This is a genomic window from Clostridia bacterium, from assembly GCA_036654455.1.
In the GTDB taxonomy this organism is placed as follows: Bacteria; Bacillota; Clostridia; order Christensenellales; family CAG-314; genus JAVVRZ01.
In genome coordinates this window covers 26,698-43,801 of the sequence record JAVVRZ010000004.1, presented here as the reverse complement: position 1 = coordinate 43,801, position 17,104 = coordinate 26,698, and the positions used below count along the sequence as shown (strand labels likewise).

The 17,104-nt window shown below is 37.0% G+C and carries 15 protein-coding genes; 9 read left to right on the top strand and 6 right to left on the bottom strand.

Going from position 1 to position 17,104, the window contains the following annotated elements:
• Positions 1-17 precede the first annotated feature (17 nt).
• The 6 genes from tsaE (at position 18) to RR062_05025 (ending at position 4,854) form a co-directional block, all read left to right on the top strand.
• Positions 18-422 (top strand): tRNA (adenosine(37)-N6)-threonylcarbamoyltransferase complex ATPase subunit type 1 TsaE, encoded by a 405-nt coding sequence (tsaE, locus tag RR062_05050; protein MEG2027075.1) that lies wholly within the window; start codon positions 18-20, stop codon positions 420-422.
• Positions 419-1,042 (top strand): tRNA (adenosine(37)-N6)-threonylcarbamoyltransferase complex dimerization subunit type 1 TsaB, encoded by a 624-nt coding sequence (tsaB, locus tag RR062_05045; GenBank protein ID MEG2027074.1) that lies wholly within the window; start codon positions 419-421, stop codon positions 1,040-1,042. Before tsaE ends, tsaB begins: the two co-directional genes overlap by 4 nt.
• Positions 1,020-1,466: a ribosomal protein S18-alanine N-acetyltransferase gene (gene rimI / locus RR062_05040; GenBank protein ID MEG2027073.1), complete on the top strand. Its 447-nt coding sequence runs from the start codon at positions 1,020-1,022 to the stop codon at positions 1,464-1,466. The genes tsaB and rimI overlap by 23 nt, the downstream gene beginning before the upstream one ends.
• A 26-nt stretch (positions 1,467-1,492) precedes the next feature.
• Positions 1,493-2,203, top strand: coding sequence for an alpha/beta hydrolase (locus RR062_05035; GenBank protein ID MEG2027072.1), 711 nt, complete (start codon positions 1,493-1,495; stop codon positions 2,201-2,203).
• A 181-nt stretch (positions 2,204-2,384) separates the two neighbouring features.
• Positions 2,385-3,734, top strand: a complete 1,350-nt coding sequence (murF, locus tag RR062_05030; GenBank protein ID MEG2027071.1) for a UDP-N-acetylmuramoyl-tripeptide--D-alanyl-D-alanine ligase — start codon at positions 2,385-2,387, stop codon at positions 3,732-3,734.
• Between the two features lie 19 nt (positions 3,735-3,753).
• Complete coding sequence (locus RR062_05025) at positions 3,754-4,854, top strand: ATP-grasp domain-containing protein (protein ID MEG2027070.1); 1,101 nt, start codon at positions 3,754-3,756, stop codon at positions 4,852-4,854.
• A gap of 3 nt (positions 4,855-4,857) precedes the next feature.
• On the opposite strand, the gene RR062_05020 is transcribed toward RR062_05025, so the two are convergent.
• Both RR062_05020 and RR062_05015 read right to left on the bottom strand, forming a co-directional pair.
• The gene (locus RR062_05020; GenBank protein MEG2027069.1) at positions 4,858-6,240 is read right to left on the bottom strand and encodes a glycogen synthase; all 1,383 of its coding nucleotides are present in this window, start codon (positions 6,238-6,240) and stop codon (positions 4,858-4,860) included.
• Positions 6,241-6,335: 95 nt separating this feature from the next.
• The gene (locus RR062_05015; GenBank protein MEG2027068.1) at positions 6,336-7,055 is read right to left on the bottom strand and encodes a metallophosphoesterase family protein; all 720 of its coding nucleotides are present in this window, start codon (positions 7,053-7,055) and stop codon (positions 6,336-6,338) included.
• A 110-nt stretch (positions 7,056-7,165) separates the two neighbouring features.
• On the opposite strand from RR062_05015, the gene RR062_05010 reads away from it, so the two are divergent.
• The 3 genes from RR062_05010 to RR062_05000 are packed head-to-tail and all read left to right on the top strand — an operon-like array spanning position 7,166 to position 11,541.
• A complete protein-coding gene (locus tag RR062_05010; GenBank protein ID MEG2027067.1) occupies positions 7,166-8,005 on the top strand; it encodes a hypothetical protein in 840 nt (279 codons plus the stop codon).
• Positions 8,002-9,207 carry a galactokinase family protein gene (locus tag RR062_05005; protein ID MEG2027066.1) on the top strand — a complete coding sequence of 402 codons (1,206 nt, stop codon included), beginning with the start codon at positions 8,002-8,004 and terminating at the stop codon, positions 9,205-9,207. The genes RR062_05010 and RR062_05005 overlap by 4 nt, the downstream gene beginning before the upstream one ends.
• Positions 9,208-9,216: 9 nt before the next feature.
• Positions 9,217-11,541: an alpha-galactosidase gene (locus RR062_05000; protein ID MEG2027065.1), complete on the top strand. Its 2,325-nt coding sequence runs from the start codon at positions 9,217-9,219 to the stop codon at positions 11,539-11,541.
• A 224-nt stretch (positions 11,542-11,765) separates the two neighbouring features.
• Here the strand turns inward: RR062_05000 and RR062_04995 are convergent, their stop codons facing one another.
• Genes RR062_04995 through hisS form a run of 4 tightly spaced genes read right to left on the bottom strand, consistent with a single transcriptional unit; the run spans position 11,766 to position 17,095 of the window.
• Entirely contained in the window at positions 11,766-12,707 is a 942-nt protein-coding gene (locus tag RR062_04995) for a hypothetical protein (GenBank protein MEG2027064.1), read from the bottom strand.
• Positions 12,708-12,710: 3 nt separating this feature from the next.
• Positions 12,711-13,433 (bottom strand): SDR family oxidoreductase, encoded by a 723-nt coding sequence (locus RR062_04990; GenBank protein MEG2027063.1) that lies wholly within the window; start codon positions 13,431-13,433, stop codon positions 12,711-12,713.
• On the bottom strand, positions 13,430-15,883 hold the full coding sequence (locus RR062_04985; protein ID MEG2027062.1) for an HAD-IC family P-type ATPase: 2,454 nt from the start codon (positions 15,881-15,883) through the stop codon (positions 13,430-13,432). The genes RR062_04990 and RR062_04985 overlap by 4 nt, the downstream gene beginning before the upstream one ends.
• Positions 15,884-17,095 (bottom strand): histidine--tRNA ligase, encoded by a 1,212-nt coding sequence (hisS, locus tag RR062_04980; protein MEG2027061.1) that lies wholly within the window; start codon positions 17,093-17,095, stop codon positions 15,884-15,886. It abuts the gene before it with no gap.
• Positions 17,096-17,104 lie beyond the last annotated feature (9 nt).

Here is a 17,104-nt window from a genome sequence, read left to right as displayed (position 1 = left end):
AGGATATAATAACTTATATGAAATATATTAGTACAAGCGTAAAACAAACTATATCTATTGCAAAACAATATGCAAAAACTCTTTGCAAGGGCGATACCGTAGTGCTTCAAGGCGAACTTGGCGCAGGTAAAACGCATTTTTGTAAGGGTCTTGCTAGCGGACTAGGCGTAAAAGAAACAATAACTAGCCCGACTTTTGCAATTCATAATCGCTACGTAGGTAAAATTTTGCTAAATCACTTCGACTTTTACCGCCTTGACCAAGAAGAAGCGCAAAATATGGGACTAGAAGAAATAATCGACGAGGCAAATAGCGTTAGCGTAATCGAGTGGGCGGACAACGCCCCTAGCTTAATACCCCAGACGCATAAGACGGTAAAAATTACAATAGTCGACCAAACAACAAGAGAGATTGAACTATGAACACCTTGATAATTGACACAACTAGCGCAAAACAATATTGCATACTATTAAAAGAAGAAGAAGTCGACAGCGTAATCGAGCAAGGCTTGCAAAGCGTCAATCTTAACTTAAACATCAAAACTTTGCTGGAAAGAAACAATCTTGCGCTAAGCGATATTTCGGTCTTTGCCGTCAACGTCGGCACGGGCAGTTTTACAGGCATTAGAATAGGTATCGCTAGCATAAAAGGCTTTTTAACCGCTTTACCAAAAAGCCGAGCGATAGCTATTAACACTTTGCAAGTTGTAGCATATACTAAACAAGGCGATAGCGTAGTTTTACAAGACGCAGGACGAAATTTATTCTATTGCGCAACTTACAACAGAAATATTGAGATAGTCGCTCCGCATATTATAGAAGAAAAAGAAAAAATAGCCTTGCTTGAAAAAGGCGGAATACTCTACGACCTAGCAAGCGATTACACTAAACAAATATGCCAATGTGTAAAAGATAAAATTGCCTTAAATGACTTCTGCGACCAACTGCAACCGATTTATTTGCGTAGACCTCAGGCAATTGAAGAACTTAACACACAAAAATTACAAGAGTTAACTAAAAATGATACGACAATTAACCAATAAAGAACAACTTGACAACTTGATAAAGCTTGAAGAAAATAACTTCGGGCAAGAACGATGGAACAGACAAATGTTACTGTCTATGTTTGCAAACCCTTGTAACGATATCTATGGCGTGTTTTTGGGCGAAATTCTTATAGGTTACGCTTGTCTAAATGTGTCTATTGACTTCTGTAATATTGACAATATCGTCGTAGACAAACCTTATGTTTGTCGAGGTTACGGTTCGCAACTACTTGAACTACTTATAAAAAAAGCAAGAGATTATAACACGCAGGCAATATTTCTTGAAGTAAACACTCAAAATTTAAACGCCTTAAAGTTATATGGCAAGTACGGTTTCGAAGTGATTTCTACAAGAAAAAACTTTTATAGCAAACCACTTTTTGATAGCAAAGACGCTTATGTTATGGTCAAAAAGTTATAAATAAACAAATATAATAGGGAAAGATTATGTTAGAATTTACACAAGAGAATGGCGAATTTGCCATTCTCTTTTTGCACGGCTGGGGAAGCGACGGTTCGATATTTAAAGGACAAATTGACTTTTTAAAACATAAATATTTTACCCTTTCTCCCGACCTTGCAGGCTTTGGCAAAACGCAAATTCCCAAAGAACCATTGAGTATACTAGACTACGCAAACCAAATTTACGACTATTTGACAGCGCAAAATGTAAAGAAAGTTATAGTTGTCGGTCACAGTTTTGGCGGAAGAATTGCCATAGTTCTAGGCGCTAAGTACCCAAAAATAATTAAGGGAATTGTCCTTGTGGATAGCGCAGGACTTATACAAAAATCGCTAAAAACACGGCTTAAAATTTTACGGTACAAGTGGTGTAAATGCTTGGTAAAACTAAGGCTTGTCGACAAAAATAAGCTAAAAAAATTTCAAAGTGGCGATTACAAGGCGTGTGACGGCGTTATGCGGGCGATATTTGTCAAAGCGGTAAATACCTCGCTAGCAAAGTACGCCCGTAGGGTTAAGGCTTCAACCCTGTTAATTTGGGGCGAACACGACCAAGAAACCAAACTTGCTATGGGCAAAAAATTTAATAAACTTATAAAAAATAGTCGCCTAGTAACCTTGCCTTGCGGACATTTTCCATTTTTAGAGTGTCCAACGTTATTTAACGGCATTTTAAACGCCTACCTAGAAGGCTAAATAATAGTTATTTTGGGAGAGAAGTTTGCTTAAATACATACTAAGCTTGCCAGCCTTATTTGTTTGTTTGTACGCTTGTAAAAAGTACTTATTGTTTTTACAACTGCAATCTTATAAGTTTAATAAGACTTTTTTTAAAGTATATAAAGATAAATTTTGGCTTTTTTGCTTAGGTTTTTTATTGTCATTTTTGCTTATATTTCTATTTGACAAATATCAAGAATACTTAATACTTGCCTTCTCTTTAATTATGCTAGCCTTGTCATTTAAGATTAAATTTAAGACAAATATCAAGTACACAAAACGCTTGATTAGACTGATTTGTTCCTACTGTGTTGTCTGCGTTATCCTTTTAGTCACGCTAGAAATATGTTTAAAACAAGTCTTACTCGCTTTCATTATAACTTATATTTTTCTTCCGCTACTGCTTGCTAGCGCAAACTTAATTAATTTACCGATAGAAAAACATATTAATAATTACTACATAAAAAAAGCTAAAACAAAAATTTGCTCGTCAAAAGCAATATCAATAGCTATTGTGGGTAGCTATGGTAAAACAAGCGTAAAAAACATTTTATATAAAATGCTTAGTCAAAAATATAATTGCGTAGTTACCCCATCAAGTTACAATACGCCCTTAGGCATTGCAAAATTCGTCAACACTACTAGCCTTGACTGCGACTATTGTATCTATGAAATGGGCGCAAAAAGGCTAGGCGACATAAGTTACTTATGTCAAATGGTCAAACCTAAATTTGCAATTATTACGGGAATTGACACTTGTCACCTAGAAACTTTTAAGTCTATTGAAAATATTATAAAAGCCAAAGGCGAAGTTTTAGATTATTTAGAACAAAATGACTTGTGTATAATTAACAGCGATTGCAATAACTGCAAAGAATATCTCGCATTAGGCAAATGTCAAAAGTTTACCGCAGGCGAAAAAGGCGAACTATCTATAAACAACATAAGTTGTAGTTATTTAGGTAGCAATTTTACCATAAAATATCAAGAAATATCTTTGCCTTGCCAAACAAAACTGCTAGGAAAACACAACTTGACCAATATAGCTTTGTCTAGTATGCTTGCCCTTAAATTAGGCGTAAACACGCAAGACATCGCAAAAACTTGCCTTGACCTTACCCCTACCCTACACAGACTAAGTCTAACAAAAGTGGGAAATATCACCGTAATCGACGATAGCTATAACGCAAATTTAAGCGGAGTTGAAGCTTTGTGCCAAACCTTAGATTTATTTGACGGCAAAAAAATGGCAATCAGTCAAGGCATAGTCGAAGTGGGTTCGGCAAGCTATGATATAAATTTTAAAGTCGGGCAAAAAATGTCTTTAAGCGTAGATTTATTAGTAGTTATCGGTAAAAATTCCCAAGCAATTAGTCAAGGTTACGCTACTGGAAACAAAGTCGCTATAAAAGCTAAAAATTTACAAGACGCCGTAAAAATTTGTCAAGCGCATTACTCGACCCACTCTACGCTAGTCTTTCAAAATGACTTGCCGGATAACTTATAAAAAATTAGGGAGTAAAAGAATGAAAAAAATAACAAAAAGCAAAGTAATAATGTTTGGTATGCCTTCAACCGAACACGACATTTCAATAATAACCGCTTGTCTGTTTGAAAATGCCAACTATAAAAAAATATACATAGATAAATCAAATAAGTGGTGGCTAATTGAGAATAGCTTAACGCCTAAGCAATATACAAATTGTTCGGGCATACCTTGCATAATTTTACCAAACAGCAAATTTTTATATAAAATAAAAGGCAATAGGCTTAAAAAACTGTTTGAGATTGATTTAGCCTTGCTAGCCTTTCACGGCGGAAGCGGAGAAAACGGCGATATACAAGGACTGCTTGAAATTGCCGATATCCCCTATGTTTCGCCGAGTTCTAGCCTAAGTCACGTTTGCTACGACAAATATTTAACCAAACTTGTCCTTGCAAGTAGCGGTTTAAACGTAGTCGAATACGAATTGATACGCAAGCAAGATTATCTTACAAATTGTCAAAATGTTGTTCAAACGGTTGAGTCAAAATTTGCTTATCCTTTAATTGTAAAGCCTACAAAACAAGGTTCAAGCATTGGCGTAAGCAAAGTTGAAAATCGTACGCAACTATTAAAGGCAATAGAAACGGCGATGTTTTACGACGAATTTGTCCTTGTTGAAAAGTTTGTATGCGCACAAGAAATTAACGTAGCAGTCATGCGTTATCTTGATGGGTATATAGTTTCTTGTCTTGAACAACCGCTTAAAAATCAAGAAGTCTTTTCATTTGCAGATAAATACTTAGCGCAAGGGGGCAAATTTACCAGTCCTATTCTCAACGAGCATAGCAAAGAAGAAGAAATATCTAACCTTGCGCTTAAAATTGCAACCTCGCTTAACGCAAGCGGAGTTATGCGTATTGACTTATTGATTGAAGACAAAATCTACGTAAACGAGATAAACACTATTCCCGGTAATCTTGCTTATCACCTATTCGCTAACAAATATACCAAAACCGAATTTGTTGAAATGCTAGGCAAACAAGCTAAAATTGAAAACATAAAAAAACACTCGCTTGTAAACAGTTACCAAACGAGTGTGCTAGAAGCTAATAGTTTTGCAAAGACTAAGCTTAAAAAGTAATTATTAAATTGACTTGTACAATTTAATATATTCCTGCGAAGAAATTTCCCAGCTAAAATCGGTAGCGAGGGCATAACGACGCATTTCGTCGAAGATAGGCGTTAAATAAATATCAATTCCTTTTTGCCAAGCTAAGCTAAGACTTGTTGTGTCGTAGTCGTCAAAAACTATGCCTTGTTTGTTGTTGATTATGCTGTCGCCTAATCCCCCTACTCGTCTTACAATAGGTAGCGTTGCATAGCGACAAGCTATCATTTGAGATAATCCGCAAGGCTCGCTTAAACTAGGCATAATTAAATAATCTGCTCCGCCATAGATAAGTTTTGCCAAAACATTGTTAAAGTCTATTACGCAGGCGCAGTTATCATTAGTTTTTGAAAGAGAGGCGAAAAATTCTTCGTATTCTTTTTCTCCTGTTCCTAAAATTGCAAATTGTATATTTTTTTGTAAAAAATATGGAATAACGCTTTTGACTAAGTCCAGCCCTTTATGCGTAGCAAGTCTAGTTACCATACAAAATAAAGGAAGGTCGTTTTGAGGCAAGCCTAAGGTTTGTTGTAATTGATGTTTGCAGAGTTTTTTGTTAGCAAGCGTTGAAGCGTCAAAATTTGCGACAAGATTAGTATCAAGGCTAGAAGAATAGTTTAAGGTGTCAATACCGTTTAAGATGCCAACTAATTTATACCTATTCTGCATTATAATATCGCATAACCCCGCCGAATAATAGGAAAGTTGAATTTCGTCGGCATAGCTAGGCGAAACAGTGGTCAATTTATCGCACATTACAATTCCGCTTTTGAGCAAATTGCAACTACCCTGCCACTCAAATATTCCCAAAAAGTTGCTTGATAGTCCGGTTAAGTCTTGTAGCTGTCCAACGGCAAATTTGCCTTGATAATCAATATTATGTATAGTAAGAATTGTGCGCTTAGTTGGTTTTGTCATCTTTAACAAAGTAGGTATAAGCGCCGTTTGCCAGTCGTGACAATGAAATATATCGTATTTATCTTGGAAAAAAGATATAACGGCGGTACAAAAGAAAGTAAACCTTTCTATATCGTCATCATAGCCGTAAAGATTGGGGCGGTCGTAGTAATAATCGTAATCAATAAAATAGTATTTTACGCCCGAACAATCAATAGAATAAAGGTTGGTTTGTTGTTTGCGATAATCAAGATAAACGTCCTTAGTTTCAATTTTGACTAAGTCTTTGCCAAATTTGCGTTTAATTGATTGATAGAGTGGCATAACCACGTCTACGGTCAAGCCTTGTTTTATTAATTGACTTGGCAAACTTCCCGTAACGTCGGCTAAACCGCCCGAAGCCACAAAAGGACGACACTCGGATACGACAAAAAGAATCTTTTTAGTAAAGTTTTTGTTCATTATTGCTCCCCTTTTATTATTGATATTAGTATAAGTAAAATATATGTCTGCTTTTTAATATATTAATTGCTTAAAATAGTAATAAAGAATAATTCTTATTTATTTTCGGCTTCTTTAAAATAATAGTCAAAGATATGCAAACTATCGGGAATATTTCTATCAAGCATAGTTTGCAAGACTTTTTGACGAGGATAAGGCAAATATATTCTTTCTACCTTGTAACCGCTAGGACAAACGGTAAGAATAATTCCGCTAACGTCGCTTTCTTTGCGACAACCTACGCTACCTACGTCAATATAACGTTTAACACCTTGCATATCGCAAGGCTCGTGTTTGTGACCATAAAATATGCAATCGGCGTCAATACCCGAAAAAATGTCGTCAAAAATTTCAATCGTTGGTTGTTGATAAATCGGCGTAAACGTAAATTGTTTGTCACGAGAAAGAGCGTAGTGCATAAAAGCAAATTTTACCTTGTAAAACTCTCTATACACAACCAAAGGCAGTTGACGAATTCTCTCTTTATAGGTTTCGCCTAGCGAAGCAAAAATAAATTCCTTATGTTCTTGACTAACTTGCGACTCGCCCCTGCGAGAAACTCTGTTTAACACATAGTCCATATCGTGGTTGCCCCTAACCATAGTGATTGGGTGAGAAAAAAAGAAGTCTAAACACTCTTTTGATTGCGCCCCCATTGTAATCATATCGCCACAGTGAATAATCTCCTCGCAACCGTTATCTATAAAGTAATTATACATTGTTTCAAGAGCGAATAAGTTGCCGTGCGTGTCCGAAAAAATACCTATCTTTGTCATAATAACCTCTTAAATTTATTATAACACGAAAAAACTTGTTTAACAATACTAACAAAAGTATTTTTTTAATTTTACTTGTCATAGCAACTCTAATGTGTCATAATTACATTATGAAAAATTTTGACAATTATACAATATCTACTAGGCTTACTGCATTTGGAGAAATGACAATTATTTCAACAAATTCGGTTAGTATTGGGCTAACTTATCAATATGGTATAAGAATAAGTTATATTTCAGCTTTCAATAGCCCTAACTTATGTTATTACGACGATAAATTTACTCAGTCTACCTTGCTTAATAACGGCAATAAATGGTTTCAGCTAGGCGGTCACCGCTTATGGAAAAGTCCCGAGGACTTCTCTTGTTACTATGAGGACAACGCTAAGGCTGTTTTAACCGCAACGCAAGAAGAAATCAGTCTGGTTTCGCCCATAAACGCAAACGGCTTGCGTTATTCTATTGATATTAAATTTTTAACCGACACAAGTCTAGCCATTACTCACAAAATTGAAAACTTCGGCGAAATGGCTAAACTCGGTCTTTGGGCAATAACCGCCCTTGCAAAGGACGCAAAAGTCGAAATTGTATTTGATAATTCTCCTTTGGGCTTTACGCCTAACCGCAACATTGTTTTGTGGCAATATTGCGACATAAACGACAGCCGAATTGTTCTTACAAAAGATAAATTGACAATAAATTATTTAGACTTACCGCCCTTAAAAGTTGGCAGTTTTGTTAAAAACGGAGAAATAACCTATATTAAAGACAATATTAAATTTACTAAGTCGGCAAAAGTTGTAGCGGGCGAATATCCCGACTATTGTTGCAACGTTGAGTGCTACGCTAATCAACATTTTATTGAAGCCGAAACGTTGTCGCCTATATACGAAATTGCAAAACACGGTCAAAAAACGCATACCGAGTTGTGGGAGTTTGAAAGAATATGAGTTACTATTCTTCTATTTATGGCGATTTACCAAAGGAATATACTAAGGCTAGGTACGATAGTGTCGCCCAACTCTTTGCATTAAAATTCGGCAAGGTCGAGGCTGTTTTTACCGCCTCCGGCAGGTGCGAACTACTTGGAAACCATACCGACCACAACAACGGTAAAGTTCTTGTAAGCGCAATTAATCGTGATATTATCGGCTTTGCTAAAAAAAATAATACAGATGTAATCAATATTATAAGCGACTTTGGGCAAATTTGCCTTAACTGTAACGAAATTGCAAAAAGACAAGACGAAATTAACACCAGTTTAGCCATTGTAAGAGGTATTCTTAAAGGTTTTTCAAATAATAATTATATTAAGAGCGGTTTCGATTGTGTTTGTTCAAGCAATATACCTTACGCTTCGGGCTTATCAAGTTCGGCTGCATTTGAAATATTAATTGGAAACATCTTAAACGGACTGTTTAACAATAATTCGATAGGAAAAATGCAACTTGCTAAAATCGGGCAATACGCCGAAAACGAATATTTCGGCAAACCTTGCGGATTGCTTGACCAATGTGGCGTTTCTTATGGAAAACTAAGCTATATTGACTTTGCAAATCCTAGCGACATTTTGGTAAAAACCCTCTCGGTTAAGCTTGACCGACAAATATTGCTAATTAAAACGCTTGACGACCACGCAAAATTAGGCGCTTACTACGCTCAAATTAAAGACGATATGGTAAGCGTTGCTAAAATATTTGGTAAAAATTATCTTAGACAGGTCGACGAACAAGAATTTATGGCTTACTATAACTGCCACGAAAAGACAAGGGAGCTTAAACGCTCTTTCCACTTCTTTAACGAAAATAATCGAGTTGAACTTGCATATACAGCCCTTACAAAAGGCGACTTACCTACATTTTACAATTTAGTTAATCAATCGGGCATAAGCAGTAGAGATTACTTAGGAAATTGTAGCATAGATAACGAAACAAATTCGCCCCTACTTGCAATAATCGAAGGCGTAAAAGATATTTATCCAGATTGCGCCGTAAGAGTTCACGGAGGGGGGTTTAGAGGAAGCGTGCTTGCTTTTGTAAATAAAGATGCAAAAAAGCAACTAATACTTGAACAAAAATTTGGCAAAGAAAATATTCTTGAAGTTGGTTTTAATATTAGCTTGGCTCAAATTGAAATAGATAAACTTTTTTAGGAGGAAGTAATGCAATATTTTAAATTAGATACCCTAAATACAAGCTACATCTTTGAGGTAATGGACAGCGGACACCTTCAACAGCTTTACTATGGCAAAAAAATAGCCAACCCTTGCGAGATTACTCCGCTTGAAGAAAAACTTGGCACAAGTCTAGGCACAACGGTTGCGTATAGCGCAAAATTTCCTACGCTTAACTTAAATAACTTGTCGCAAGAAATATCTACTTCCGGAAAGGGCGACTACCGAGAGCCTTTTATACTTGTAAAAAACAGTAACGGCAGTTTGGTTTCTAATTTTTTATTTAGTAGAGCCGAACATATTTCTAATTTTGAGCTTGACGAACTTCCCAGTAGCTACGCAAAAACCGATACGCTAGCTATTACGCTTACCGACAAAGGGGCTAATCTAGATTTAATACTTTATTATTCGACTTTTGCCGATTGCGACATAATAACTAGGTCGGCAAAACTTGTAAATAACGGCGAAAAAACAATTATAATTGAAAAAATAGCAAGCTTACAGCTTGATTTACCTTACGCTAACTTAGATATGACTACTTTGGACGGCGCTTGGGGCAAAGAACGACAAATTACTAAACGAACGGCTCAAATAGGCTTAACTCAAATAGATTCAAAATGCGGTATATCTTCAAATATTCACAACCCTTTTGTAATATTGTCTAAGCAAAATACAACAGATAGCGTTGGCGATGGCTACGGCTTTAACTTAATTTATTCGGGAAATCACAAAGAAACTTGCGAAGTCACTATCCACAACAAAACTAGATTTATGACTGGTATAAGCGACTTTGGTTTTAGCTGGACATTGCAAAGTAAAGCTAGCTTTGTTACTCCCGAAGCTACAATGGTGTTTAGCGACTTAGGTACAAACGGCATTAGCCAACAATACCACACTTTTGTAAACGAGCATATCGTAAGAGGCGTTTGGAAAAACAAACTTCGCCCTATTCTAGTTAATAACTGGGAGGCAACCTACTTCAACTTTACTCAAAAGAAGCTTCTTGACCTTGCGCAAAAGGCTAGCAGTCTAGGAATAGAGTTGTTTGTGCTTGACGACGGTTGGTTTGGCAAACGCACCGACGACACAAAAGCGCTAGGCGACTGGTATGTCAACAAATCTCGTTTTCCTGACGGGCTTAGCGGAATATGCGACAAAATTAACAAACTTGGACTTGACTTTGGCATTTGGGTAGAACCCGAAATGGTTAATCCCGACAGCGACTTATTTAGAAGTCACCCCGATTGGGCGGTTACCAACCCCGACTACGACTACTCTTTGAGCCGTAATCAGCTACTGCTTGACTACACAAACAAAGACGTAAGAGATTACATTGTAACAAGACTTACCGACATATTTAGTTCGGCAAATATTAGCTATGTCAAATGGGACTTCAACCGTCCTATGAGCGACTTCTATTCCCCTACGCTAACAAATCAAGGCGAATTTTTCCATAAATATACGCTTGGACTATATGACGTTCTTAGTCGCTTAACCAAAAAATTTGATAAAATTTTATTTGAAAGTTGCGCTTCGGGTGGTAATCGAGTCGACTTAGGAATGTTATGCTATATGCCTCAATATTGGTGTAGCGACAATACCGACAGTTGCGACAGAACAAAAATACAAGAAGGAACGTTGCTTGCTTACCCTGCTTCTACGCTTGGAGCGCACGTTTCGGCTTGTCCTAACCATCAAACGCTAAGAATGTCAACCATTGACAACCGCTTTAATGTAGCAAGTATGGGACTGCTCGGCTACGAATTAGATTTAAATAAATTGAGCAATAACGACTTAAAGAGCGTAAAAGAACAAATATCTTATTACAAAAAATATCGTCAAACCCTTCAATACGGCAAACAGTACAAATTAAGTAGCATTTTTACAAGCAATCTTAGTAGCTTTATTAGAGTTAGCCCCGACAAACAAACGGCAATAGTTGGAATGTTTTACGGGCAAGCCATAACTTCGCCCCCTAGCGATATTCTCAAACTTGACGGTCTTGAAGACGCTACAAAATATGTCGTAACTACCAAAAAACAAAGTTTTGAGGCTAAACAATTTGGCGATTTAATAAATATAGCCCTACCTCACCTTGCAAATAACCCTATATTTAAGATGGTTATCGAACACGGTTACAGCCTAGAAACCGAATGCGAGAAATATACTTCTTACGGCGACTTGCTTTGTAACGCAGGCATTAAGCTATATCAAGCGTTTAGCAGTTCGGGTTGGAACGAGACGGTAAGAATTTTAACCGACTATGGCGGGCGTCTTTACTCTGTCGAAGCGGTTAAAGATAAACAAAAATAACTAAATTGTACGACAATTTACGCCTTATATAATAATTTACCTATGCTATATAAGTTATAGTATTTATAAAAATAAAGAACGAAAAATGAAATGCGCCTTTTAAATTTTAACATATTTTTCAATATGTCCAACTTTTAGGGTTAACATCATAACTATCGCTCTTTATTTTTTTGTTTAAATTATTATTAAAATTTCTATTTTTACTTTAAATATAAATTTATTATTTATAAATTCTCGTCCGTTATATGCTGATAATTTAAATAAACTTTGTTGGTAAAATCTTGAACGGCTAAGGCATATCTTGCGGAATCTAATTGGTGGCTCTCTACGTGTTTAGCCTTGTCAAATAACTCTAAACGAGTAAGTTTAGAAGTCGAAGCGTTAAACATATCTATGCTATTGTTAACCGACACTAGCTGGTCGTTTGTTCCGTGTATAAATAATATTGGCGTATTATTATGTTTGATTACTTTAATTGGGCTAACTTTATTAAGTCTACAACCACACGACAAAAAAGCTATAAGTTTAGCGAATACAAAGACTAGCGGAGCAAAAAGTTTGACAACCTTTTTGATTACGGCATATACAAATTTGTCAGCCGAAGCGTATGCGCAGTCTGCGACAACACAAGCGGGTTTATTTGTAAATTCTAATGCGCAAATAGAAGAACTAGCGCCCATAGACTCGCCGTGCAAGACTAAAAAAATCTCGCCGTATTTATCGCAAAGCATATCAATTACGGCGACTAAGTCTTTTCGTTCGTAGTAACCAAGCGAACAGTTTGAGGATACGCTACGCCCAAAATATCTTTGGTCGAACACTAAGCAATTAAAACCTAATTTGTAGTACATATTTAGATATTTAACGCTTTCGAGGTGGCTTGCGTCGTGACCGTGCGAAATAATTACCCACTTATTGGTCGATTCGGCATTGACGATATATTTGCCTACGATAGTTGTTCTACCTAATTGCAAAGAAAAATCTTCTTTATGCAAATTGTCAAAAAATAAGTAGTCGACATTCTCTCTATCTAGCTGTCTATTGATAATAAATTGGTCGCTATGCTTGCGAGGACGAAGCACAACCAAAGTTAAAACTAGGGCGATTACAAATTGAAAAAGGGTTAAAACGCCTAAAATTATTAAAATATAAAAATACCACTCCATAATTTAAAGAATTAGTCCGCCGTCTACGGCGAGGTTTATACCCGTAATGTAACTAGCTTGGCTTAGAAAAAATATGGCGTTTGCTACGTCTTGACTAAGCCCTATTCGTTTAATTAAACATTTGTCTAGTAGCGTTTGCCTTTCTTGCTCGGTTAGTTGACTATTCATATCGGTGTCTATTAGACCGGGACTAACGCAATTTACCCGAATATTACTTAACCCTAATTCCTTAGCAAGCGAATACGCAAAGCTAACTACTCCGCCCTTACTCATAGCGTAGACGCTTTCGCAACTTAAACCTTGTTCGGCGATTGAAGAAAGCGCTATAATATTACCGCTTTTACTAGAAATTAAATAAGGAACAACAGCTTTTACGGTGTTAAACACGCCTCTTGCATTTACCGACATAATTGAAGCGTAATCGTCTTGCGTATAATCGGTAATTGGTTTAGAAATAGAAATGCCTGCGTTACAAACGACGCAGTCAATATGTTTAAATTGATTAATTATTTGACTCGCTACGTTTTGACAGCTAGCTAAGCTAGACACGTCGCATTGATAAGCTACAACTATATTTTGAGAAAAAGATAATTTTTTAACTAATTCTTCGGCTTGAAGTTTATTAGAGTTATAAGTAAAAGCGACAATATAGCCATTACTTGCAAACTTTTCTACCGTAGCTCTACCTATGCCTCGATTGCCTCCTGTAATTAACGCTACTTTCATACTTTAAGACCCAACTCAAACTTAGGTTTAAATCCATTAAATAATGCGTAAACGAAAGCGTAAACAGGAAAACTCGCCATAGACACAGTCAAAAGAAGTAGCACTTCTTCACGAGAAAGCAAGGCGTAATCTAAAAATTCTCTAAATACGGTAGCGCCTATAAATATTACAAAAATTACTACGATAAGGAGTAAAATTTTCCAAAATTTGTAAGGTTTACAAGCGTAAACTAAGGCGTAGTAAGAACACAGCACAAAGCACAAAGCGCAAACTGTTTGGAAATGTTCGACTTTAACTGGCAACTTGTACACAAAATTAAATACAAATAGCACAATAAAACTTACAAAAAAAGTTATGCTAGCCGGTATAGCTCGTCTAAAAATGTTGGTAAGAAAGTTACCTTTTATAATATTTTTGTTGGGTTGCAAGGCTAAAAAAACCGTCGGCAAGCCTACTATAAAGGTGTCGATTAAAATTATTTGCGTGGTTGAAAAAGGATAAGCGTAATAAATACCGAAACCAAAACCTAAAATTGCTAAAAAAACCATCAAAGCGGTAGAAAATACGGTCTTCATAAAGAACATACTACTAGCGTTTTGAATATTATTGACTACTCGCCTACCTTCTAATACAACTTGCGGAAGGTTAGCAAAGTTATTGTCAAGCAAAACTAAGTGCGACACGTTGTAGGCTGCGTCGCTTCCGCTTGCCATAGCGATAGAACAATCAGCTTCTTTAAGCGCTAAAATATCGTTTACGCCGTCGCCCGTCATAGCTACCGTACGCCCGTTAGCCTTTAAAGCCGTTACAAGTATAGCTTTTTGTTCGGGGCTAACTCTGCCAAACACGCTAAACTTTGTAGCGCAATCTTTGACTTCTTCGTCGGTAAAGTTTTCTAGGCTAACGGCATTCTCTCCGCCGACAATACCTAGCCTTTTTGCAATATTTGAAACCGTAATAGGGTTATCGCCCGAAATTAGCTTGATATCTACGCCTAAATCTCTAAACCAGTTGAGCGTTTGCTCGGCGTCGCTTCGTATATGGTCCTCTATTACAATCAAGGCAACGGGTCTACGGAGTAATGGCAGTTGACTTAAATCTGCATTAGAGAGCATCATACTTGTAGAATGAGCAAGTAGAAGCACTCGATACCCCTGCCCTGCGTATTTGTCTACCATATCGTCGATACGTTGATTTTTTGTCTTTAAGATAAATTCGGGAGCGCCTAAAAAATACGTCCCTTCTCTTTCAAAAGAAATGGCTGAAAATTTGCGTTTAGAAGAAAATGGCAACACAACCGAACTTTTTAGCATTGGGTGTTTTTTGTCGCCGTAAAAAGCTTTAAGCCCCTGCGCAGTCATATTTGACTCGTTGAAAGCGCTATTCATTGTAGAAATAATATCTTTAACCATCAACTTACCGTCAGTTCTTAAATCAATACTCTCTATTACTCGCATAGTGCCGTCGGTAAGCGTGCCAGTTTTGTCAAGACAAAGAGTGTCTACCCTTGCTAACATTTCTATGCAATACAGCTCTTGCACCATAGTTTTGTGTTGGGTTAACCTTATTACCGATACCGCTAAGGCTACCGAAGTAAGCAAGAATGGGCCTGCTGGAATTATGTTAATTATAGGCGAAACAGTCTTGTTGATAAAAGTTGGCATATCGCCAAAGCCTATCGCTCTAAAATTTATATTGTAAATTACAAAGGCAAGTATAGGTATCAACACTGACACTACATAAAGAATAATTTTAAATGATTTATTAAGTTGACTTTTGGGCTTTTTGTATTGGCGAGCCTTGCCTGCAAGGGTATTTATAAAGTTATATTTGCCTACGGCTACTACAATAGCCGTGCAGTTGTTAGAAACTACGTAACTACCTGCAAATATCTTGTCGCCTTTATTTTTTTGCACGCTTTCGCTTTCGCCGGTAAGAATTGATTCATTGACTTCAACTCCGCCCTCAATTACAATACAGTCGGCGCAAATTTGACTGCCGTTAGAAAAATAAATAATATCCGTAAGGGCGACTTGCTCGATAGTAACTTTTTGTTTTACGCCGTTACGCATAACGGTAGCGTGCGGAATAGATATAAATTTAAGTTTGTCTAACGAGCGCTTCGACTTAATCTCTTGAATAATCGCAATAGCCGTGTTTAGTAAAACTACGCCTAAAAACATAAGTTGCTTGTACTGCTGAAAAATAATCAATATTGCAGACAATATCATATATACTAAGTTAAAGTAGGTAAAGACATTCGACAGCAAAATTTGCAAAATCGACTTGCCTTTTTTACGCGCGTCAAGGTTTACAAGCCCTTCGTTTCGCCTTGTAGCTACTTGATTATCGCTTAGACCCTTATTTATATCTATGTCAAACTTAGCCCCGTCCTCAATGGCGATAGGCTTAGGATTGACGTATAACTTAGCTTTTTCTTGTTTGGTCACTTATATTTCCTCAAAAGTATTGCCGTTATAAACCATTATTGCCGTAAAAGAATTGTTATAGAGCGACTTTATTTGATAAGAAAAGTTCTTGCTCTTGGTAAAAATACTGCATACGTTGTCTTTGCGATATTCTTTAACTAAGTCAAAAATTTTACTTATTTGCGAAATGTAGGCTTTGTCAAAAACAAAGGCTATGGCTTGTTGTTTAGGCAAATCTACGTTGTCGCCTAGATATGCCGAGATGCGTTCAAAGCCGATTGAAAAACCGCAAGCGCAAGTTGGCGTTCCACTGACCTTCTCAATTAATTTGTCGTATCTTCCTCCGCCTGCTACCGAATAAGGTAATTCGGGCGTAGTCACTTCGAAAATTGTGCCTGTGTAGTAGTTCATACCTCTTACAAGCGTAATGTCAAAAGTCGCTTCGGCGCTACAAATAATTTGGCTAAGCGAGTCGATATAGGGTTCTGCCAAACTACCCAAAACCGACCTAACACAATTTAACTGGTCATTAGAGGCTCTTATTTGCTGTATGGTGGCGACTAACTTAGCCGAAGCATCTTTACTAGCCGTTGTAATTAGCTCCTCGTAGACCGAGTCGTAACCTATCTTATCTAGTTTGTCTAGGGTAATAAATACTTCGTCATATTGTTCTTCTGCAAATCCGCAATAGCTTGCAAGTAGTTTAAGCAAGTTGCGGTCGTTGATAATTACCTTTGCCCCACGTATGCCAACGGCAAATAAAGCCGCCGAAGTTGCGTTAATTAATTCAATCTCGGCAAGAATTGTAGGCTCGTTAATGATATCTATGTCGCATTGAACGAACTGCCTATATCGTCCGTTTTGCGGTCTATCGGCTCTAAATACGTTGCCTATGTGCATTACCTTAAATACCGGCGGAAGACTGCCGATATTATTTGCATAGTATCTTGAAAGCGGTAGGGTCAAGTCAAACCTTAGTCCAAGGTCGCATAAGTCCTCGTTTGACGATTTAGCCAACTTGTCGCCTCGCTTTAAAATTTTGTACATTAATTTCTCGTTATCTCCGCCTTGTTTGCTTAGAAGTAGGGAGATATCTTCGATACAAGGAGTTTCTATTTCAACAAAACCGTAACTAGAATATGTTTCTCTTATTTTTTGTAAAAGTAAATTTCTAGCTCTTACTTGCGAAGGGAGAAAGTCCCTCATTCCCTTAGGTGGAAGTTTACTAATCATTGTTTGTTC

What these genes read in the sequence shown, in the direction of transcription:
- RR062_05000 (MEG2027065.1), top strand. Translation starts at nt 9,217, where the DNA reads ATGCAATATTTTAAATTAGATACCCTAAATACAAGCTACATCTTTGAG.
- RR062_05005 (MEG2027066.1), top strand. Translation starts at nt 8,002, where the DNA reads ATGAGTTACTATTCTTCTATTTATGGCGATTTACCAAAGGAATATACT.
- tsaB (MEG2027074.1), top strand. Translation starts at nt 419, where the DNA reads ATGAACACCTTGATAATTGACACAACTAGCGCAAAACAATATTGCATA.
- tsaE (MEG2027075.1), top strand. Translation starts at nt 18, where the DNA reads ATGAAATATATTAGTACAAGCGTAAAACAAACTATATCTATTGCAAAA.
- RR062_05035 (MEG2027072.1), top strand. Translation starts at nt 1,493, where the DNA reads ATGTTAGAATTTACACAAGAGAATGGCGAATTTGCCATTCTCTTTTTG.
- hisS (MEG2027061.1), bottom strand. Translation starts at nt 17,095, where the DNA reads ATGATTAGTAAACTTCCACCTAAGGGAATGAGGGACTTTCTCCCTTCG.
- RR062_04990 (MEG2027063.1), bottom strand. Translation starts at nt 13,433, where the DNA reads ATGAAAGTAGCGTTAATTACAGGAGGCAATCGAGGCATAGGTAGAGCT.
- RR062_05020 (MEG2027069.1), bottom strand. Translation starts at nt 6,240, where the DNA reads ATGAACAAAAACTTTACTAAAAAGATTCTTTTTGTCGTATCCGAGTGT.
- RR062_04995 (MEG2027064.1), bottom strand. Translation starts at nt 12,707, where the DNA reads ATGGAGTGGTATTTTTATATTTTAATAATTTTAGGCGTTTTAACCCTT.
- RR062_05015 (MEG2027068.1), bottom strand. Translation starts at nt 7,055, where the DNA reads ATGACAAAGATAGGTATTTTTTCGGACACGCACGGCAACTTATTCGCT.
- RR062_05025 (MEG2027070.1), top strand. Translation starts at nt 3,754, where the DNA reads ATGAAAAAAATAACAAAAAGCAAAGTAATAATGTTTGGTATGCCTTCA.
- RR062_05010 (MEG2027067.1), top strand. Translation starts at nt 7,166, where the DNA reads ATGAAAAATTTTGACAATTATACAATATCTACTAGGCTTACTGCATTT.
- rimI (MEG2027073.1), top strand. Translation starts at nt 1,020, where the DNA reads ATGATACGACAATTAACCAATAAAGAACAACTTGACAACTTGATAAAG.